Origin of the sequence: Paraburkholderia sp. EB58, assembly GCF_050436665.1 — a bacterium.
GTDB lineage: Bacteria > Pseudomonadota > Gammaproteobacteria > Burkholderiales > Burkholderiaceae > Paraburkholderia.
On the sequence record NZ_JBNDMQ010000001.1, the window covers coordinates 552,816 to 566,756 of the forward strand.

The 13,941-nt window shown below is 60.7% G+C and carries 13 protein-coding genes and 1 pseudogene; 6 read left to right on the forward strand and 8 right to left on the reverse strand.

All coding sequences use genetic code 11. The annotated features are described in order from the left end of the window. Positions 1–12: 12 nt before the first annotated feature. From P3T40_RS02545 to P3T40_RS02555, 3 genes are all read right to left on the reverse strand, one after another. Positions 13–672, reverse strand: a complete 660-nt coding sequence (locus P3T40_RS02545) for a 3-oxoacid CoA-transferase subunit B (protein ID WP_429266097.1) — start codon at positions 670–672, stop codon at positions 13–15. An 11-nt stretch (positions 673–683) separates the two neighbouring features. Further along, positions 684–1,388, reverse strand: a complete 705-nt coding sequence (locus P3T40_RS02550) for a 3-oxoacid CoA-transferase subunit A (protein ID WP_429266098.1) — start codon at positions 1,386–1,388, stop codon at positions 684–686. Between the two features lie 706 nt (positions 1,389–2,094). Next, entirely contained in the window at positions 2,095–2,340 is a 246-nt protein-coding gene (locus P3T40_RS02555; RefSeq protein ID WP_429266099.1) for a hypothetical protein, read from the reverse strand. On the opposite strand from P3T40_RS02555, the gene P3T40_RS02560 reads away from it, so the two are divergent. The 4 genes and pseudogenes from P3T40_RS02560 to folE all read left to right on the forward strand — a co-directional run bounded on the left by P3T40_RS02560 (position 2,324) and on the right by folE (position 7,964). Further along, positions 2,324–4,273: a S8 family serine peptidase gene (locus P3T40_RS02560; protein ID WP_429266100.1), complete on the forward strand. Its 1,950-nt coding sequence runs from the start codon at positions 2,324–2,326 to the stop codon at positions 4,271–4,273. The genes P3T40_RS02555 and P3T40_RS02560 overlap by 17 nt on opposite strands. Positions 4,274–4,358: 85 nt before the next feature. After that, positions 4,359–6,170 (forward strand): tetratricopeptide repeat protein, encoded by a 1,812-nt coding sequence (locus P3T40_RS02565; protein WP_429266101.1) that lies wholly within the window; start codon positions 4,359–4,361, stop codon positions 6,168–6,170. Positions 6,171–6,270: 100 nt separating this feature from the next. Next, positions 6,271–7,195: pseudogene (locus P3T40_RS02570) on the forward strand (LysR family transcriptional regulator). Positions 7,196–7,328: 133 nt separating this feature from the next. Next, positions 7,329–7,964: a GTP cyclohydrolase I FolE gene (gene folE, locus P3T40_RS02575; protein ID WP_429266102.1), complete on the forward strand. Its 636-nt coding sequence runs from the start codon at positions 7,329–7,331 to the stop codon at positions 7,962–7,964. Between the two features lie 71 nt (positions 7,965–8,035). Here the strand turns inward: folE and P3T40_RS02580 are convergent, their stop codons facing one another. The 4 genes from P3T40_RS02580 to P3T40_RS02595 all read right to left on the reverse strand — a co-directional run bounded on the left by P3T40_RS02580 (position 8,036) and on the right by P3T40_RS02595 (position 11,295). After that, on the reverse strand, positions 8,036–8,944 hold the full coding sequence (locus P3T40_RS02580) for a DMT family transporter (RefSeq protein WP_429266103.1): 909 nt from the start codon (positions 8,942–8,944) through the stop codon (positions 8,036–8,038). 182 nt (positions 8,945–9,126) lie between these two features. Beyond that, entirely contained in the window at positions 9,127–9,936 is an 810-nt protein-coding gene (locus P3T40_RS02585) for an AraC family transcriptional regulator (protein ID WP_429266128.1), read from the reverse strand. A gap of 64 nt (positions 9,937–10,000) precedes the next feature. Continuing rightward, a complete protein-coding gene (gene epsC, locus P3T40_RS02590; RefSeq protein ID WP_429266104.1) occupies positions 10,001–10,957 on the reverse strand; it encodes a serine O-acetyltransferase EpsC in 957 nt (318 codons plus the stop codon). A gap of 104 nt (positions 10,958–11,061) precedes the next feature. Further along, positions 11,062–11,295: a hypothetical protein gene (locus tag P3T40_RS02595; RefSeq protein ID WP_074296310.1), complete on the reverse strand. Its 234-nt coding sequence runs from the start codon at positions 11,293–11,295 to the stop codon at positions 11,062–11,064. A gap of 392 nt (positions 11,296–11,687) precedes the next feature. Between P3T40_RS02595 and P3T40_RS02600 the strand changes: the two genes are divergently transcribed. Then, a complete protein-coding gene (locus P3T40_RS02600; protein ID WP_429266105.1) occupies positions 11,688–12,140 on the forward strand; it encodes a DUF3005 domain-containing protein in 453 nt (150 codons plus the stop codon). A gap of 231 nt (positions 12,141–12,371) precedes the next feature. After that, positions 12,372–12,977 carry a short chain dehydrogenase gene (locus P3T40_RS02605; protein WP_429266106.1) on the forward strand — a complete coding sequence of 202 codons (606 nt, stop codon included), beginning with the start codon at positions 12,372–12,374 and terminating at the stop codon, positions 12,975–12,977. Positions 12,978–13,098: 121 nt separating this feature from the next. On the opposite strand, the gene P3T40_RS02610 is transcribed toward P3T40_RS02605, so the two are convergent. Then, positions 13,099–13,941, reverse strand: an 843-nt coding sequence (locus P3T40_RS02610) for a dihydroxy-acid dehydratase (protein WP_429266107.1), incomplete at its 5' end; no start/stop codon positions are given.

Sequence of the window (13,941 nt, forward strand, 5' to 3'; positions counted from 1 at the left end):
GCCACGCCAACGTCACGCGGCGCGTGCCGCCTTGGTGCCGTCGATCAGCGGTACGCCGGTCAGTTTGTGCAGCGCATCGAAGTCGATATCCGAGAAGATCTCACGCACCACGAGACCATCGGCGGTCACGTCGATCATGGCCAGATCCGTATAGATGCGATCGACGCATTCCACGCCCGTCACCGGGTAAGTGCATTCCGCGGCGATCTTGCTCTCACCCTGCTTGGTCAGGTGTTCCATCATCACGTAGACCTGCTTCGCGCCGATCGCCAGATCCATCGCCCCGCCGACCGCCGGAATCGCGTCCGGTGCGCCCGTATGCCAGTTAGCGAGATCGCCCTTGGCCGACACCTGAAACGCGCCGAGCACGCAGAAGTCGAGGTGGCCGCCGCGCATCATTGCGAACGAGTCCGCATGGTGAAAGAACGCACCGCCAGTCAACAGCGTGACGTGCTGCTTGCCGGCATTGATCAGTTCGTCGTCCTCTTCGCCTTTCGCGGGCGCCGGGCCCATGCCCAGTAAACCGTTTTCGCTGTGCAGGAAGATTTCCTTGTCCGCAGCGAGGTGGTTGGCCACCAGCGTCGGCACGCCGATGCCGAGGTTCACATACGCGCCTTCAGGGATGTCCTGGGCGACGCGCCTGGCCATTTCATCGCGAGTCAGTTTTTTCATGTCAGGTCTCCTCAGGCAGCCGTCGCAGATGCGAGCTCGGCTTGATGCGTGGCTTGCGGCACTTCAATCACACGTTGCACGAAGATGCCGGGCGTCACGATCTCTTCGGGATCGAGCTCGCCGAGCGGCACGACTTTCGATACCTGCACGATGGCAGTTTTCGCCGCGCTGGCCATGATCGGCCCGAAGTTGCGCGCCGTCTTGCGATAGACCAGATTGCCCCAGCGATCGCCTTTGAACGCCTTGACGAGCGCGAAGTCGGCGTGCAGCGGCGACTCCAGCACGTAATGCTTGCCGTCGATCAGACGCGTTTCCTTGCCCTCGGCGAGTTTCGTGCCGTAGCCGGTTGGCGTGAAGAAGCCGCCGATGCCTGCGCCGGCTGCACGAATGCGTTCAGCCAGATTGCCCTGAGGCACGAGTTCGAGCTCGATTTCACCGGCGCGGTAGAGCGCGTCGAACACGTAGGAGTCCGTCTGGCGCGGAAACGAACAGATGATCTTGCGCACCCGCTTGGCCTTGAGCAACGCGGCCAGGCCGATGTCGCCATTGCCCGCATTGTTGTTGACGATGGTGAGCTCGCGCGCGCCCTGTTCGATCAGCGCGTCGATGAGTTCGGACGGCATACCGGCCGTGCCGAAGCCGCCAATCATGACGGTCGCACCGTCGTGCACATCGGCGACCGCCGACTGAAGTGACTGGAAAATCTTGTTGATCATGTCGAATTCCCTTTGGGACGCGCCGCACCGTGCCGCTCGATCCGCATGGCGCGCCTTGCTGGCGAGCCATGCGGAACAACACGCGGGACGGTCTCCACGCCCTTGTCATGGCGCGCAGACCAGATGAGGTCAACACGCGATTGATTCGCAATTTGTTCGCTACACGAACACTGATTCGTTTAGCGAACGCACTCGCGCATTATGAAAGGCGGCCGTTCTGCTTGTCAAGGCGGGGATATCCATGATCCGCTTTTCTGCGGGGAAGTGCAGCGGAGGGAGGTTGATCTAGTTTCCCTCTTGCGGAGCGGTTCGCGTTCCGCCTATTGGATGTCCTTCCGTCTCGCCACCGCCCGCGTGCGCCTCACGCAACGGAAGATATCGGGCTAGCGCGAAATCTCACGCGCCAGGTAAATCTTCTGATTAACGAGAAGAAGTGCCTGATTTTTTATCTTGTTTAAGATAATTATTATCTCAATCAGGAATCTCCGTAGACAAACATAGCGTGCGCGCTACACGAGGAGGAGTGTCGTACGGCGACGTGCCTGCAGAACACCTATTAGTTAGGAATATTAATTTAATCAAATCCGGCATGCGGTCGGAATGTGGGTCGCGCTCGCATATCGGTCTGCAATGCCAGAACTCACATCCGTGAGAGGGATGAACGAACAATGCGAACAAAGAGACACAACGAAGGTACGCCCGGACTCTACAGGTCGATCAACAGGCTCAGCTTGCTGTGGTCAGAGAGAAGCACCCAACGCGTACTTTCCGGCAGCGTCTGCATTGCGCTTTCGCTAGCACTCACAGCGTGTGGCGGGGACAGCGGCACGGACCCGACTTCCGCTGCATCTCCCGCTGCGCAAAGCACGGCGGAGGTAGCGGCGGCGGCAAGCGCCGCGAGTTCTAGCGCCGTTACTCTGGCCACGTCGTTAAAAATGAATACGAGCAGCATTGCTCCAGACACGTCTACCGATCGCTTCATCATCAGATACAAAACAGGCAGCGCGGAACGCGTTTCTACCACAGCAGCCCAGTCGAAACTCGACAGGCTCGCGAGCGCCTTCCCCGCCAGGGCGCACCATTTACGACGTATGGGTATCGGATCGGATGTCGTCACAACAGAGCGCAAACTGAATGCTAAGGAAGCCAAGGCGTTCATGCGGGCGATCGCGTCTGACCCGAATGTTGAATATGTTGAGCCAGATACGGTGATGACGGTGAGCATGGCCCCGAACGATCCGGAATACAGCAAACAATGGGGACTCACGTCTAACCAGAAACCCGGCGTCACCACTGCGGGCATTCGGGCCGAAGGAGCGTGGGATGTTGCGAACGGATCCGGTGTCGTTATCGCGGTGGTGGATAACGGTGTAACGAGCCATAGTGACCTGAACGCAAACATCCTGCCCGGGTACGACTTCACCTCCAGCAATAGAGGTGGAACCGGCATGAATCCTGGGATCACGACCGAGAAAAACTGCAGCGTCGTCTGGCATGGCACGCACGTAGCGGGTATCGCTGCAGCGCTAACCAACAACGGTGTCGGAATCGCCGGGGTCGCGCCAGGCGCGAAGGTGGTTCCGGTGCGGGTGCTTAACGCTTGCGGAACCGGATACACGTCCGATATTGCTGATGGCATCACCTGGGCCGCTGGCGGAACCGTTCCGGGTGTTCCCGTGAACCCCTATCCGGCAAAGATCATCAACGTTAGCCTGGGTGGTCTCGGTATGTGCGAGACCACTTTCCAGAAGGCCATCGACTACGCAATCAGTCAGGGATCGATGGTCGCGGCCGCCGCAGGCAACAACTCAGTTGACGCGTCGAATTACGAACCAGCAAACTGTCGCGGCACTGTCAGTGTAGGCGGAATTAACCGCCCTGGAGCAAGATGGGTTGACTCGGACTTCGGCGCAACAGTCGATGTTGCCGCGCCGGCTGATTCAATCTGGTCCTCCTACAACAACGGGACATCGGCGCCTGGTAGCGAAAGCTACGGATATATGTCCGGCACGTCGATGGCTACGCCCGCGGTAAGTGGCGTGATGGCGCTTGCCCAGTCAGTTGCTCCCAGACCCCTGACGCCCGCGGAAATGCGGACGCTGCTTATGCAGAATGTACAGCCGTTTCCGGGCAGTGGGCCGGATCAGCCTATTGGATCAGGGATCGTTGACGCGTACGCCACGGTCATCGCTGCCAGGTCGGGAAAAATTCCAGCAGCCGCGGACTTCGAATGCTCGCAAAGCGCGCAGCTCATGCAACTCACGTGCACGGACCTCTCGACGGCACGCGGTAGTGCGCCCATCAGGTCATGGGCCTGGAATTTCGGCGATGGTCGTCCTGATACAGTCGTTACATCCTCGACCAATCCAGTCATTAACTACGACTACCCAGGAACATACACGATCACACTTACGGTGACGGATACCAGCGGGGCGGTAAGCACTGTCAAGCGTCCCGTTAGTGTGAAGCCGCTTCTCGTAACCGATCTCTCCGACAACGATTACGCCGCCCTGTATGGATTGAACTTTCCATTGGCTAAGGGCGAGGTTCAATATTTTTCGATCGTTGCTCCGGGAGCAGTACGAAGCCTGCTTGTCAACACCACATGGACGACCAGCTTTGACCTCAAATCGTCTTCGGCGAATGATGCCGCGACGCTGGAAGTCAAAGGAGGTACAGCATCCATGGTGTCACCTGATTGCTCGTCAATCATGACAGGCGGGGTGCCGGCTTCCTGTGCCGGGTTAGCAATGGCCGGTGGAGGCACCTGGTATGCAAGAGTAACAGCCAAGACGGCGGTGGATAACGCTAACATCCGCGCGTTCAACACTCCGCCCGATCAATCTCGTGGCTTATGTGGTCCGGGCACGATTCCCTGCCAGTAGCGCGTCACCTGATAACGATACCCCTGCAGTCAGTTCGGTGGCACAGGGGTATGACCAACATTTAGTAAACAGTCGGTCCGTCATAATGTCAAATGCAGATTTCAGCCGCTCAGACGTTGGCGCGATGATCGAACGCGCCGACGGCGCCTTCGCAGCGCGGCGCATGAGTGAAGCGGCGTGTCACTACCGAAAGGTGTTGACCGAAAGCCGGAACAACTTGCACGCGCTGCACCGCCTGGCTCTTGCGTGCGTGCATACAAATGCTATTGATGAAGCGAATACGCATATAGGACTTGCGTTAAAGGCCGCTCCCGAGCTTGCCGAACTATGGGAGCATGCGGGCCTGATCGCCGCATTGAAACGTGAGTATGTCCGTGCCGAAGGGTTCTATCACCAGGCCATCGATATTGCAGGGAGTACAGCAACACTGCACCGGAATCTGGCCGACTGTCTTCGACAATTGGGCCGACTTGTCGAAGCCAAGGCCCACTACGAAAAAGCTATTGATCTGGAACCTGGACTCCATCATGCGATCCGTGCGCTCGCGCGTATCAGTAAGGAACTCGGTGAGACTGACGTTGCTGCAGACTACTGGCTAAAAGCATGGACGCTCGACCCAGGAGAGCTGCAAGACGGCCTCGACATGATCGAGTCACTGATTAAAGCGCGTCGCACCAGACGGCTTGACGACGTTATCACCAAGATCAGAACCTGCTTCGCTGAGGACGCTGAGGCGCTAAAGTCACTGGCGTTCGTACTCAACACGAACGACCGCTTCAGGGAAGCGCTTAGTGTGACAAGACAGGGGCTCGCTATTGCCCCTCTTCATCCTCTTCTGCATCACAATGCCGCGCGAGCACTCAGCATATGTGGCAGGTATTCTGAAGGCTTACCGCACAGTATGGAAGCCGCGAGACTACTGCCCCATAACCCATATCTACAGTTCCAGTTCGCGGGCACGTTGCTTAGTCTGGGTAAATTCGAAGAGGGCTGGAAGCGTTACGCCTGGTTTTACGCGCTGCCGGGCAAAGCCAAGGAGATGGTTTGGCCAGATTTCCCTGATTGGAAAGGCGAACCGGTCTCCGGATGCATGTTCCTGCTTGTCGGCGAGCAGGGGCGCGGCGATGAAATCCAGTTTATCCGGTTCGCTGAGTGGCTATCCAGACAGGGCGCAATCGTTGATGTATTGGTTAGTCAGCCCATCGCGGGCATAGCGGCCAGCATGACGGGAGTGCGGGCCGTGTTCACCGCCGTACCGCCTGGCCCTTACGACTACTGGAGCCATATGCTAAGGATGCCAGAGCATATGAATCTCAATCAGTCGATGCTCCCCATTGCCATGCCGTACATCGTTGCATCGCCCGATAAGCTCGACCACTGGCAGGCTTGCATCGATGCAACTTCGCCAGCAGCCGCACGTAAGAGAAATCGACGAATTGGGGTCGTCTGGGCGGGAGGCCCGTACTTTGTCCTTAACCGTTTCCGGTCTATCCGCCTTGATGCGCTGAAGCCGCTTTTTGCAGTGCCGGGAACAACTTGGTATTCAATCCAGAAAGGGGACTGCGAGCGCGAAAGCGAAGCCTTAGGGGACCAATTCGACTTGCATACACTAGGCCCAGCTATTCGAGACTTCACCGACACGCTTGCAATACTTGAGACGCTCGACCTGCTCATTTCCGTCGACACGTCAGTTGCGCACCTTGCCGGTGCCGCGGGCTTGCCGGTGTGGACACTGCTGCACGCAGGTGCTGACTGGCGCTGGATGACAGATCGAAATGACAGCCCTTGGTATCCCTCAATGCGCCTGTTCCGCCAACGCGAACCAGGCGATTGGAATACGGTTGTCAAAGAAGTGCGCGACGCGCTGCTGGAATGGTGCGACGCGCCGGCAGGCTAGCCTCAAACGGGCGGATCCTCGGCGCTTTCCCCAATATCCACCAACGCGATTTTCGAGGTATGGTGTATACGCTTAAGCGATACTCCCCGGCCCCGCCCGCATGTCCGACCTCGACCTGAACCTGATCCCGTACCTCGTTGCGATGGAGGAAACCCGCAACGTGAGCACGCGCCGCGGAGCGCCTCGGCGTCAGCCAACCGCGCGTGAGCACGGCGCTCGGTCGGCTACGCGAGTACTTCGGCGATCAGCTCTTCGTGCGCACTTCGCGCGGCATGGAGCCGACGCCGCGGGCGCTCGCGTTGATCCCCGCAGCGCGTGAAGCGCTGACGCGTATCAAGCAAGGCATGCTCGACGCACAAGACTTCGACCCCGCCACCACTACGCATACGTTTTCGATCGCCCTCTCCGATGTCGGCGAAATCGTGTTCCTGCCACGCCTGCTACAGCTCTTCGCCGAGCGCGCGCCGCATGCGAATCTGCGCTCGGTCTCCCTGCCCCACGCCCAGATCGAACGCGGCCTCGAATCGGGCGACGTGGACCTGGCAGTGGGCTACTTCCCGGACCTATCGGGCAACAACTTCTTTCAGCAACGCCTCTTCACGCACCGCTTCATCTGTCTGATGCGCAGCGACCATCGGCTCGTACGCGAACCGCTCACGCTGGCGCAGTTCGTCGCGTCCGGTCATGCCGTGGTGCGCGCCGAAGGCCGCAGTCAGGAAGTCCTCGAGCAATTTCTCGAGAAAAAGCGCATCCGGCGCCGCGCCGTGCTGGAGACCTCGCACTTCATGAGCTTGCCGTTCATCCTCGCTCGCACGGACCTGATTGCCACGGTGCCGCACGCAATCGGCTTTGCGTACGTTTCGGAACATGCATCGATCACGCTCGTCGAACCGCCGCTCGAGTTGCCGCGCTTCGACCTCAAGCAGCACTGGCATCGCAAGTTTCATAACGATCCGCGGGCGAGCTGGCTGCGCAGCGTCATCGCCGAACTCTATAACGACGCTTTGGACGAGTGGCCAAAATAGTCCCCCGACGCTATAGCAGAGGACGGCGCACAGGCCGCAAGGCAGCCGCCACGCACGCCGCAACGCGAAACATGGAACAATGGCCGCAACCGTCCGCGGTCATATTCAACATGCGAGTTCACAGGAGCGAAGGATGAGCAGCAAGGCAAAGAAGACCAAACAAAGCGAAGCCCTGGGCCGCCCGACGCGCGATGAAGCCGAAGCCGCCGTGCGCGTGCTGCTGCGTTGGGCCGGCGACGATCCGCAACGCGAGGGTCTGCTGGACACGCCAGCGCGCGTGGTGCGCTCTTACGAGGAGTTCTTCGCGGGCTATTCGGTCGATCCGCGCGAGATCCTCGCGCGCACCTTCTCCGAAGTGGACGGCTACGACGAGATGATCGTGCTGAAAGACATCCGCTTCGAAAGCTATTGCGAGCATCACATGGTGCCGATCATCGGCCGCGCGCACGTCGCGTATCTGCCGGGTCATCGGGTGGTGGGCATTTCGAAACTGGCGCGGCTCGTCGATGCGTTCGCCAAGCGTCTGCAGATCCAGGAGAAGATGACCGTGCAGATCGCCGATACCCTCAACGAAGTGCTGCAGCCTGAGGGGGTCGGTGTCATTCTGGAAGCGTCACATCAATGTATGTCGACGCGCGGCGTACACAAAGCCGGCGTCACGATGGTCACCTCGCGCATGCTCGGCACGTTTCGCACAGATCCGTCGACCCGCCGCGAGTTTTTGTCGATCGTCGGCAATCCTGGTATCGTGGCAGTCGCGAATACCTAGGCACCTAAGCGGCAACGAGGAAGGCCGACATGCAGAACGGCAATTTTAGCCCTCCTGACTTGCACGCCACATCACGCTGAGCGACGCGGTATGCGCCACATGTGCCCTACCGTCGCAAGCAATACCGCCCCTAGCACGCACGCTACCCCGGCAAGCTGCGCGCCCGACACCGACTCGTGCAGCAGCAGCGCCGCCATCGCCACCGCGCTGACGGGCACGAGCGCGGTCATGAGCCCGGCTTCCGCGCCCGTGATCCGTGCAGCACCTGCATACCAGAGCACGAATCCACCCACCGTCGGCACCAGGGCGTAATAGACAACGCCGGCGAGCGCATCTGCGTCGAACGGCAGCCGCCACGCCTGTTCAAAACTCGCCGGTACGATCGCCACCGCAAAACCGAGCCCGCTCATCAATGCGGACAACGGCAGCGCCGCCACCGGTGTGTGCAGCTTGCGATTGAGCAGAATGAAGAGGGTCTCGCAAACAATCGCCGCAAACACTAGCGCATTACCGGTGAGCGAGCTCGCTGCACGCGGTGCGGCGAGCTCGTCGATATGTACGGTGCATACCAGTACGCCTAAAGTGGCTAAAACAATGGCGCCGATGAGCGAGGGCGCGGGCCGCTCGCCGAGCGCCAGCATCGCCACCAGCGCCGACACGGCCGGCAAGGTGCCCGCAATCACACCCGCATCCGCCGCCGATGCGAGCTTCATGCCGCTGATCAGAAACACCGTATAGCCGACGCTGCCCGCTCCTGCCTGCGCGATCAGCAGCAACACGTCACGCCGCCCAGGACGTGGCCAACGAACACCACGCACGCGCATCACCAGCACGAACACGGGAAACGCAATCGCAAAACGTAGGGCCGTTGCTGAAAACGGCGGCAGCCCCGCTGCGATCGATTTGCTGACTATCACCGTGCTGCCGACACCGATCATCGCCAGAGCGCAAAACACATAACCCACGTAGCGCGAATTCATGCAGCCGCCGTTCATGATTTGAATGAAAGGCCAGCTTAAGAGTCGCGTGGCGGGCGGTCTTGAACGAAATTGCAGCGCGCTTGGGCTGCACTTGCGCACCGCAGATCAGCACATGCAAACGAAGGACGAACCGAGAAGGTAACAAAGGCGCGCAACGGACGCGCAACGCCGCTGACCGCGACCTAACGAATCGCGCTCGCGTAGTTAGCCGGCGTCACGCCGAGCAAACGCACGAACGCGCGAGTCATATGGCTCTGGTCGGCGAATCCGGCGGCAGCCGCGGCATCGGCGAGTGTCGTGCCACGCGCGATCAGTTGACGGGCAAGCACCACACGCCGCTGCATACGATACGCATGCGGCGGCAAGCCCATCGCCTGCGCGAAACCGCGCAACAACTGAAAACGGCTCATGCCCGCCTCGGCAGCCAGTTCAGCGAGCGTCAGCGCCGCTGCGGGATCGTCGTCGATGCGGGCTTTGGCGCGCATAATCGGACCCGCTAGCGCTCGCGTCGATGCGCAGGTCAACGTGGTGTGGTGGCGCCCGAGATATCCGAGCATCTGCAGCAGCGCCGTTTCGCGCGCCAGTGCGTCCCCGCCGTCCGCCAGCGTGACGGAAACCAGGAACAGCCGCTCGAACAATGCCTTCAACAAGGGATCGTGCGCGACGGGCTGGGTCAATTCAATCTGACGAGAACCGGTGCCCACCCACTCATGGGCCAGTTCAGCCGCGGCGTCGCAGACCAGCGCAGGCTCGAAGTACAGCATGCGCCATGCGCGCCCACGCTCGTCGAGTGGGCTGCCGTCGTGAACTTCGCCAGGATTGACCATGATCGCGTCGTTCGCGCGCGCTTCCACCATGCCCCGTCCGCTGGCAGAGCGATGACCGCCACGCATGATGACCCCAAGGCCGAAGCGGTCGTGCGAATGACGTGGAAACGCACGGACCGTTTCTGCAACGGTCGCCTCTACGCCGGCGAGCGCACAGCGCGGCATCTGCACGCGGCCGGCAGCCACGGTTAGCGGCCTTGGTAGGCGAACGACGGCGACGACGTGACCATCAGCGCCGCCCTTCGTCGTTGCTACTGCTATTGCTGTTGCTATTGCTGTGGCTATCGCTTTCGCGGATCTTGCCTTGCGAGACGCTGCTGCCTGGCGGCACGCTATGGGTCAACCAGACATTTCCGCCAATCACTGAGCCGCGCCCAATCGTCACGCGTCCGAGAATCGTTGCGCCCGCGTAGATCACCACATCGTCCTCGACGACCGGATGGCGCGCATTGCCCTTGATAAGCGTGCCGTCGACATCCGCCGCAAAGCTTTTTGCCCCGAGCGTCACCGCCTGATACACGCGCACGTGCTCGCCGATGATGGCGGTCTCGCCGATCACCACACCCGTGCCGTGGTCAATGAAGAAGCTCGGTCCGATTTGCGCACCGGGGTGAATGTCGATGCCGGTTGCCGAATGGGCGATCTCGTTGATAAAGCGTGCCAGCAGCGGCACACCGAGCCGGTGCAGCGCGTGCGCGAGGCGGTGGTGCGTCATCGCCCAGACGCCCGGATAGCAAAGCAGGATTTCGGTGATGTGCTGCGCAGCCGGGTCGCCGGTAAAAGCGGCCTGAATGTCGCTCACCAGAAGCGCGCGTATACCCGGCAACTGGGTGCCGAATTCGCGCGCCACTTCAAAGGCGCGCTCGCCTAGCACCGTGTCCGAGGTTTCGCCATGTTCCGGCAGAAAGCGCAACGCGCGACGGATCTGTTCGGCGAGCAGCCGCAGCGTGCTCTCGAGCGTGTGCCCGACGTAATAGTCGACGGTCTCGTCGGTCAGGTCGGGCGCACCGTAGTGGGTCGGAAAAAGCGCGGCGCGCAGGCCAGTGACGATATTGCTGACGGCATCGCGCGACGGCAGGTCGCGAATTCCGCGCGGATGGCGGGTGCGATGCAACTGCTCGCGCGACGCGCGCAGATCAGCGACGATCTGTTCGAGGCCCCAGTTGCGGGAAGGAGAGTTTGGCATAGTGAGGACGGCGGCCGTGCGACAAGCACGCTCAGAGTGAATTGTCCCCAGAGATTACCGCGTTTTACCGCCGCTTGTGCAGCGCTGCGTCCACGCTAGCTGCGTCAGATAGTAACGCTGCTAGCGTCGATCCAGCGAACCGCCCAGTCGCGCGCGTGCGCAATTGCGGCGGCTTCGTCGGCGAAGCGGAAATCGGTAGGGAAAAACCGGTTGGCAACCAGCTCGCCGTCGCTGGAACGTGAGATGACCACGTAAGGTTGCCAAGTTCCGTCGCCCGCGCGCGCCGGCGCGCAGTTAAGCAAGTAGCCGCGATGTGTGAATGCAGCATCAAAGTGCATGTGTCACCCGCCCTCCGCCCTGACTGCCTCATATAGTGTTCGAGCAGCGCGTCGTCGTCTCCCACCGGCCACGCTGAAACGGCTTGGCAGAAGCCGTCAATTTAACCGCGCTTACTCGTCGGAGTAAGATCATACTCTGTAGAAAATACGAGTTGATTAAAAAAAATCAAAAGAATGTCATACGCGTGTGCAAGCGCGAACCGGAAGGCGTACAACTTGCCTCAGGGATCTCCGGAACAAGTTTTGCTGATACTTCAACCATGTGGCCAATCAAGAAAGCGCCGGGCCGCCCCAAGCTTTCCGCCCCGGAGGAAGTCCCCTTGGGGGATTGGTCCACCTCGGGGGGCCTGGCGCGAAGCGACAGGTTTGGGGGCACTCTATTAGGAGAATGCATGATGAACAGCAATGACACTGGCAAACCCTTAGTAACCGCGCCGAGTACGGGCAACCCGGGCAGCGCGGAGCTGCACAACGACCGCACCCACGACAGCACCGTCGACACCGATGGCAAGAACCTCGAAGCGGCGCGAATCGCGGGCCACAGTCCTATCGGACCGGACGAAGTCACCACCACCAACGCCACGCTCGTGAACAGCGTGCCGGAGGCCGGCGATGGTCTCGGCGGCTTCGATAGCCGGGTGGGCGGTAATCATCTGCTGCTTGCCCTCGAGCCAGGCTATACGGTGATCGACAAGGGGATGATCGGGCCGCAATCGGCCTACGACGAAGATCACCAGTTCGAAGAAGAGCAAACCGCAGCAAGCCGTCAGGACCGCGGGCGCATTCACTTCGCGCTCAACCACATGCGGCCCACACGCGTGATCGAACTGCAGCGCGTGAAATAAATGACGGCGTGTGGCATCGCGCATTCGCCGTTTGCTTTTCGGTTCTCTCGCCTGACTGCGAGCGGGCTCGTGCATCCCGCGCCGTTTGAATAACGGCGCAGGTTGCGCATCATCTTCGCTGCGAATCCCGATTAGAAACTGCAGGTTTAAGGACCTGCAAGCCATGCCCCCTTTTTCTCACTGCGCGGGCCATCGACAATCGAAGCCACATTTAACATTCAGAGGTCTTAGATGAAAAAGATCGTCGTAATCGGCGCAACAGGCACATTAGGCCGGGCGGTGAGCACCGAATTGAAAGCGCGTCATGAAGTCATCGAGGTCGGCGCAACGCGCGGCCAGTATCACGTCGACAGCACGGACCCAGCAAGCATCGAAAAGCTGTTCCGCGAAATCGGCAAGGTGGATGGCGTTGTCACCACCACCGGCAAAGTGCATTTCGGCCCGCTACCGGAGATGACCGTCGAGCAGTTCTGGGTCGGCCTGCGCGACAAATTGATGGGGCAGATCAACGTGGTGCTCGTGGGGCAGCAGTATGTGAACGACGGCGGCTCTTTCACATTGACGAGCGGCATCTTGACCGACGAGCCGATCCGCGAAGGCGCGAACGCCACCACCGTCAATCTGGCGCTGGAAGGTTTCATGCGCGGCGCGGCGATTGAATTGCCGCGTGGTATCCGCATCAACGTGGTGAGCCCGACCGTGCTGACTGAATCGCTAGGCGCTTACGCTCCGTATTTCCGCGGCTTCGAACCAGTGACGGCGCAGCGTGCGGCGCAGGCGTATCTGCGCAGCGTCGAAGGGGCGCAGACGGGGCGAGTGTATCGGGTCGGTGATTGAATCGGGTGGCTGGTTACGCGATGCGGATAAACCCGCAGCGCGCCGCTCTCTGGTCCTTGCTGTGTCAGACTTCTCATGGGGCAGTTAAACCGCCCCTTGATAGTCCTGTGCAACTTCAGCTTTAGTGAATCTCCGGCTCGGCTGCACTACCGCTAGTGGCCCCTCCGCCCGCCCCTTCGCGTTGCAGGAAGTCGAAGTCGCAGCCCTTGTTGGCCTGCATCACATGCACCTGATGCATCGCGCCGTAACCACGCGTGAAGCGCGGCGCCGGTTCGACCCACGCCGCCTTGCGGCGCGCCAGTTCCTCGTCCGACACCAGCACATTCAGCTTGCGTTGCGGCACATCGAGTTCGATCAGGTCGCCGTCCTGCACCAGCGCGAACGGTCCGCCAATGAACGACTCCGGCGCCACATGCAGCACGCATGCGCCATAGCTCGTGCCGCTCATGCGTGCGTCGGAGATGCGCAACATGTCGCGCACGCCCTTTTGCAGCAGCTTCTTCGGAATCGGCAACTGGCCCCACTCCGGCATTCCCGGCGCACCCACCGGACCCGCATGCTGCAGCACGATCACACAGGTTTCGTCGATGTCGAGCGCGTCATCGTCGATGCGCGCGGCCATGTCGTTGTAGTCCTTGAACACCACCGCACGGCCCGTATGCACGTGCAGCTTCGGGTCCGCTGCGCCCGGCTTGATCACCGCACCGTCGGGCGCGATATTGCCGCGCAGGACGGCGAGGCCGTTGTTCGGCAACAGCGGCGTTGCGCGGCGGCGAATCACGTCGTCATTGAAGATCTTCGCGCCTTCGAGGTTCTCGCCGATCGTGCGGCCGTTCACCGTCTTCTGCGAGCGGTCGATCAGCTCGCCAAGTTCGCCCAGCATCGCCTGCAGGCCACCCGCATAATAAAAATCTTCCATCAGGTACGAACCGGTCGGGCGGATGTTCGCCAGCACCGGCGTATG